Consider the following 6359-nt stretch of genomic DNA (forward strand, 5'->3'; position numbering starts at 1 on the left):
TTATGTATCGGCAGCAAACAAAGGGACGGAAAGCGTATCCCGTCCCTTTGTTTTAAGCTTCGACCGCCCCGCGGAGTTTTGTGTTCACAAGTCCGTTCCATCCTTGATCCATTGTACTGTGAATCTCAGAGCTTTTCCGATTGACTTTATTGATGACGGCATCCGGTTCTTTCCATCCGCCGTGAATGAGAGTGAATTCCGTATCTCCGCTTTCCGTTTCTTTTAAGACAAAAGAAACGATCCAGCCCTCCGTATCCCACGAAAAAGAAAGACGGTATGGCGCCTCGATATCCAACAGCTTGCACGGAGATGGACCGAATGGGGATTCCAGCTGAAACTCACTGTCTTCCTGAGGCGTGAAATCATTCGGCATAAACCAGAGGGACAGTCCGTCTGCAGTGGAGACCGTATCCCAGACAACTTGTATCGGCGCCTTGAAAACGGCGGTATGAATAATGTCCGGTAATGTTTGATTACCGCTGTTGCTGTTTTTGTTATCATTGTTTTGTTTATCAGACATGCTGTGTAACCACTCTTTCGCTGTTTTTTCTTTTGATCATACTACACAGGGCAGGACATTTGAAAACAAATCAAACTTATTTTATACTTTTCCAAAGCAATTCAATTCATTTTAAGGGAGACGTAGTGATGACAGATCAATTTAAAGCGTTAGTAGTCGATCAACGTGAAGACCGGTTTTCAGTAAGCGTACGGCAGCTGGCTGTTCAGGACCTTCCCGAGGGCGAAGTGCTGATTAAGGTTTGCTATTCAGGCGTGAATTATAAAGACAGCTTGGCCGCCATTCCGGACGGCAAGATCGTAACCTCGTATCCTTTCGTACCGGGAATTGATTTAGCGGGAATCGTTGTTTCCTCAGATGACGACCGATTCAAAGAAGGGGACAAAGTTATTGCGACAAGCTACGGCATAGGTGTTTCCCACTTCGGCGGCTATAGCGGGATGGCCCGCATTCCGGCAGATTGGGTTGTGCCTCTGCCTGATGGTTTGACACTTAAAGAAGCCATGACGATCGGAACCGCCGGTTTCACGGCTGCGTTGTCCGTTCAGCGGCTTGAAGAAAACCATGCCGCCCCTGAAAAAGGGAAGGTCCTGGTGACGGGAGCAACAGGCGGTGTCGGAAGCTTTGCGGTTTCCATTCTTTCTTCCTTAGGTTTTGACGTTGAGGCCAGTACGGGAAAAGAAGAAGAAAGCGCCTATTTGAAAAGTCTCGGAGCGAAGACGGTTATTTACCGTGACGAAGTTTATAACGGCACGTTAAAACCGATGCAAAAACAAAAATGGGCAGCGGCCGTCGATCCGGTCGGAGGTGAGCCGCTTGCGTCAGTTCTCAGTCAGATTCAGTACGGCGGGGCAGTGGCAGTGAGCGGACTGACAGCCGGAACGAAACTCCCGGCTACTGTATTCCCGTTTATATTGCGCGGCGTCAGTCTCTTGGGAATCGATTCCGTATTCTGTCCAATGGAAATAAGAAAGAAAACATGGCAGCGTTTAGCTGATGATTTCAAGCCTGCAGATCTGGAGGCCTTTATTCAAAAGGAAATTACACTTGAGGAGCTGCCGGACACGCTTCCTGCTCTCTTAAAAGGAGAAGCGAGAGGAAGAACGATCGTTAAATTGAATGAAGAATAAAGCGAAAACCCTCAACATTAGTTGGGGGTTTTTTCAATATATAATCAATTATTGGTTAAAAGTAAGGTTAAATATTGAGTAAGTTATAAAAGTAAGCTGATTATAAATATGAAATGATTATATATAGGTCACATATAGATAAATTATAAAATTTTCTGAAATATTTATTGACTGAAAGCGCTTTTAAAATTATGATAATAACATAAGTGCCAATAATATCATTATAACTTCACTACAAAGTAACTATAAAATAACAATTTGTCGGAAGGGAAGTGAATATTAATTATAAATGATAACGCTTTCATATTGATTTCTTCATTATAGGACTGTTTTGGGCGGTCGGAGCATGTGTGCAGACGGTATAGGTGTAAATATCGATAACTGAATATTCAGGTATTATCTCAGCATAAAAGCTAGGAGGATTTGAAGATGAATAAAAATAGCAGCCAGTATTCATTTTTGAGGACCATCATTTTAGTATCGACGTTCGGAGGACTTCTTTTCGGCTACGATACAGGTGTAATTAATGGAGCGCTGCCGTTTATGGCGGAACCTGATCAGCTTAATCTTACGGCTCTGACTGAGGGCATGGTGGCAAGCTCCCTGCTCTTGGGCGCTGCGATCGGCGCGGTTTTTGGCGGGCGGCTGTCGGATTATAATGGCAGACGTAAAAATATCCTTATCCTTGCCGTTCTGTTCTTTGTGGCGACGCTTGGATGTACGCTGGCGCCTAATGTATCGGTTATGATTATCTCTCGTTTTCTGCTGGGGCTTGCTGTCGGGGGAGCGTCCGTAACAGTTCCGGCATACTTGGCTGAAATGTCTCCGGCGGAAAGTCGCGGGAGAATGGTTACCCAAAATGAACTGATGATTGTAACGGGCCAGCTGCTTGCCTTTACGTGTAATGCTATTATCGGCAATGTGCTCGGTGATACCTCTCATGCCTGGCGTTACATGCTTGTTATCGCGGCGCTTCCGGCGGTATTCTTGTTTTTCGGTATGCTTAAAGTTCCTGAGAGTCCGCGCTGGCTGGTTTCTAAAGGAAGAAAAGAAGATGCTCTGCGCGTACTCCGGAGAATACGCAATGAAGAAAAAGCAAAGTCTGAGCTTGCTGAGATTGAATCTGCTTTTCATAAGGAAGCGGAGATGGAGCAGGCGACATTTAAGGACCTTGCCGTCCCGTGGGTGCGCCGCATTGTGTTTATCGGAATCGGAATTGCGGTAGTGCAGCAGCTCACCGGCGTAAATTCAATTATGTACTATGGAACTCAAATTTTAAAAGATGCCGGCTTCGAAACAAAGGCTGCATTGATCGGCAATATCGCTAACGGTGTGATTTCTGTGCTCGCGACTTTTGTGGGCATATGGCTTCTCGGCAAAGTCGGCCGCCGCCCGATGCTGATGACGGGGCTGATCGGAACGACTGTCGTCCTGCTGCTGATCGGGATTCTGTCTGTCATGCTGAAAGGATCGCCTGCACTTCCTTATGTGATTCTTTCATTAACCGTCACTTTCCTTGCGTTTCAGCAGGGAGCTGTCTCTCCGGTGACCTGGCTGATGCTGTCGGAGATATTCCCGCTTCGATTGCGGGGGCTCGGTATGGGAGTCACTGTCTTCTGCCTCTGGATCGTGAACTTCCTTGTCGGTTTGACTTTCCCGGTTCTGCTCGCAAACATCGGGTTGTCTGCAACCTTCTTCATCTTTGTCCTGTTAGGGATAGCGTCCGTCATATTCGTAAAAAGGTTCCTGCCGGAAACAAAAGGTCTTTCGCTCGAACAGCTTGAACAAAATTTCCGCGCCTATGAAAAAACAGATCGAAAAACCGTTGAAGCCGAGGTGAGCGGGTAATCAGGAGAGAAGCAGGGTTTTTAGGGATCCTGCTTTTTCATTCTTTTATTATATAGAAGGAAATAATAAGCGAGAAAAAAGTTGTGTAAAAGTGTTGACGTGTTTTAAGGGGCGTGGTATATTATTAAACGTCGCTGATGAACAAAGCGGTAACGCCAAATGAGAAAATGTTTTTTTTGAAAAAAGACTTTACAAATTCTCATAAGTGTGTATAATAAATGAGGTCGAGAAAAAGACTTCGAAACAAAATGAAAAAACGCTTGACATCATAACTGATTAGTGGTATGATAGTTAAGTCGCCTGATAAGCGCCCGTAGCTCAATTGGATAGAGCGTTTGACTACGGATCAAAAGGTTAGGGGTTCGACTCCTCTCGGGCGCGCCAATTTAAATGCGGGTGTAGTTTAGTGGTAAAACCTCAGCCTTCCAAGCTGATGTCGTGAGTTCGATTCTCATCACCCGCTCCATTATAATGATCTTTGAAAACTAAACAAGACAAAACGTACCTGTTAATTCAAAGTTTTAAATAAATCGCACAGCGATGTGCGTAGTCAGTCAAACTAAGGTCTGCACGACGCAGATCACACAGACGTTACTGCAGGATGCAGTGAACTTAGTCTGTGATCCATTATCGGAGAGTTTGATCCTGGCTCAGGACGAACGCTGGCGGCGTGCCTAATACATGCAAGTCGAGCGGACAGATGGGAGCTTGCTCCCTGATGTTAGCGGCGGACGGGTGAGTAACACGTGGGTAACCTGCCTGTAAGACTGGGATAACTCCGGGAAACCGGGGCTAATACCGGATGCTTGTTTGAACCGCATGGTTCAGACATAAAAGGTGGCTTCGGCTACCACTTACAGATGGACCCGCGGCGCATTAGCTAGTTGGTGAGGTAACGGCTCACCAAGGCGACGATGCGTAGCCGACCTGAGAGGGTGATCGGCCACACTGGGACTGAGACACGGCCCAGACTCCTACGGGAGGCAGCAGTAGGGAATCTTCCGCAATGGACGAAAGTCTGACGGAGCAACGCCGCGTGAGTGATGAAGGTTTTCGGATCGTAAAGCTCTGTTGTTAGGGAAGAACAAGTGCCGTTCAAATAGGGCGGCACCTTGACGGTACCTAACCAGAAAGCCACGGCTAACTACGTGCCAGCAGCCGCGGTAATACGTAGGTGGCAAGCGTTGTCCGGAATTATTGGGCGTAAAGGGCTCGCAGGCGGTTTCTTAAGTCTGATGTGAAAGCCCCCGGCTCAACCGGGGAGGGTCATTGGAAACTGGGGAACTTGAGTGCAGAAGAGGAGAGTGGAATTCCACGTGTAGCGGTGAAATGCGTAGAGATGTGGAGGAACACCAGTGGCGAAGGCGACTCTCTGGTCTGTAACTGACGCTGAGGAGCGAAAGCGTGGGGAGCGAACAGGATTAGATACCCTGGTAGTCCACGCCGTAAACGATGAGTGCTAAGTGTTAGGGGGTTTCCGCCCCTTAGTGCTGCAGCTAACGCATTAAGCACTCCGCCTGGGGAGTACGGTCGCAAGACTGAAACTCAAAGGAATTGACGGGGGCCCGCACAAGCGGTGGAGCATGTGGTTTAATTCGAAGCAACGCGAAGAACCTTACCAGGTCTTGACATCCTCTGACAATCCTAGAGATAGGACGTCCCCTTCGGGGGCAGAGTGACAGGTGGTGCATGGTTGTCGTCAGCTCGTGTCGTGAGATGTTGGGTTAAGTCCCGCAACGAGCGCAACCCTTGATCTTAGTTGCCAGCATTCAGTTGGGCACTCTAAGGTGACTGCCGGTGACAAACCGGAGGAAGGTGGGGATGACGTCAAATCATCATGCCCCTTATGACCTGGGCTACACACGTGCTACAATGGGCAGAACAAAGGGCAGCGAAACCGCGAGGTTAAGCCAATCCCACAAATCTGTTCTCAGTTCGGATCGCAGTCTGCAACTCGACTGCGTGAAGCTGGAATCGCTAGTAATCGCGGATCAGCATGCCGCGGTGAATACGTTCCCGGGCCTTGTACACACCGCCCGTCACACCACGAGAGTTTGTAACACCCGAAGTCGGTGAGGTAACCTTTTTGGAGCCAGCCGCCGAAGGTGGGACAGATGATTGGGGTGAAGTCGTAACAAGGTAGCCGTATCGGAAGGTGCGGCTGGATCACCTCCTTTCTAAGGATTTTAACGGAATATAAGACCTTGGGTCTTATAAACAGAACGTTCCCTGTCTTGTTTAGTTTTGAAGGATCATTCCTTCAAAACATAGGAACACCTGCTAAATGCGCCACTTCCTGTGGCAACGCATGTGTTAGCATGTCCTATGCGTTGTTCTTTGAAAACTAGATAACAGAAGTAATTCACATTCAATTGTAATGCAAGATATCACGTAGTGATTCTTTTTAACGGTTAAGTTAGAAAGGGCGCACGGTGGATGCCTTGGCACTAGGAGCCGATGAAGGACGGGACGAACACCGATATGCTTCGGGGAGCTGTAAGCAAGCTTTGATCCGGAGATTTCCGAATGGGGAAACCCACCACTCGTAATGGAGTGGTATCCATATCTGAATACATAGGATATGAGAAGGCAGACCCGGGGAACTGAAACATCTAAGTACCCGGAGGAAGAGAAAGCAAATGCGATTCCCTGAGTAGCGGCGAGCGAAACGGGACCAGCCCAAACCAAGAGGCTTGCCTCTTGGGGTTGTAGGACACTCTGTACGGAGTTACAAAGGAACGAGGTAGATGAAGAGGTCTGGAAAGGCCCGCCATAGGAGGTAACAGCCCTGTAGTCAAAACTTCGTTCTCTCCTGAGTGGATCCTGAGTACGGCGGAACACGTGAAATTCCGTCGGAATCC

3 protein-coding genes, 2 tRNA genes and 2 rRNA genes (1 of these 7 only partly in view) are annotated in these 6359 nt (G+C 48.0%); 6 read left to right on the top strand and 1 reads right to left on the bottom strand.

The features are described from left to right. Window positions 1-52: 52 nt before the first annotated feature. Window positions 53-520: an SRPBCC family protein gene (locus MHH91_RS02885; protein ID WP_013351173.1), complete on the bottom strand. Its 468-nt coding sequence runs from the start codon at window positions 518-520 to the stop codon at window positions 53-55. A 128-nt stretch (window positions 521-648) separates the two neighbouring features. Here MHH91_RS02885 and MHH91_RS02890 point away from each other — a divergent pair, with 128 nt between their 5' ends. The 6 genes from MHH91_RS02890 to MHH91_RS02915 all read left to right on the top strand — a co-directional run. Beyond that, on the top strand, window positions 649-1650 hold the full coding sequence (locus MHH91_RS02890; protein ID WP_013351174.1) for an NADPH:quinone oxidoreductase family protein: 1002 nt from the start codon (window positions 649-651) through the stop codon (window positions 1648-1650). 429 nt (window positions 1651-2079) lie between these two features. Beyond that, the gene (locus tag MHH91_RS02895) at window positions 2080-3498 is read left to right on the top strand and encodes a sugar porter family MFS transporter (RefSeq protein ID WP_013351175.1); all 1419 of its coding nucleotides are present in this window, start codon (window positions 2080-2082) and stop codon (window positions 3496-3498) included. Window positions 3499-3805: 307 nt separating this feature from the next. Next, window positions 3806-3882 (top strand) — tRNA-Arg (locus MHH91_RS02900). Between the two features lie 8 nt (window positions 3883-3890). Then, window positions 3891-3964 (top strand) — tRNA-Gly (locus MHH91_RS02905). Window positions 3965-4125: 161 nt separating this feature from the next. Next, window positions 4126-5675 (top strand): 16S ribosomal RNA (locus MHH91_RS02910). A gap of 232 nt (window positions 5676-5907) precedes the next feature. Next, window positions 5908-6359 (top strand): 23S ribosomal RNA (locus MHH91_RS02915) (it continues 2478 nt past the right edge of the window). The 16S and 23S rRNA genes sit together here with 2 tRNA genes alongside, the layout of an rRNA operon.

It is taken from the genome of Bacillus sp. FSL K6-2819, from assembly GCF_038008305.1.
Classification (GTDB): Bacteria; Bacillota; Bacilli; order Bacillales; family Bacillaceae; genus Bacillus; species Bacillus amyloliquefaciens.

Excerpts from the sequence above, each read along its gene's own strand:
- MHH91_RS02885 (WP_013351173.1), bottom strand. The coding sequence starts at position 520 with ATGTCTGATAAACAAAACAATGATAACAAAAACAGCAACAGCGGTAAT.
- MHH91_RS02890 (WP_013351174.1), top strand. The coding sequence starts at position 649 with ATGACAGATCAATTTAAAGCGTTAGTAGTCGATCAACGTGAAGACCGG.
- MHH91_RS02895 (WP_013351175.1), top strand. The coding sequence starts at position 2,080 with ATGAATAAAAATAGCAGCCAGTATTCATTTTTGAGGACCATCATTTTA.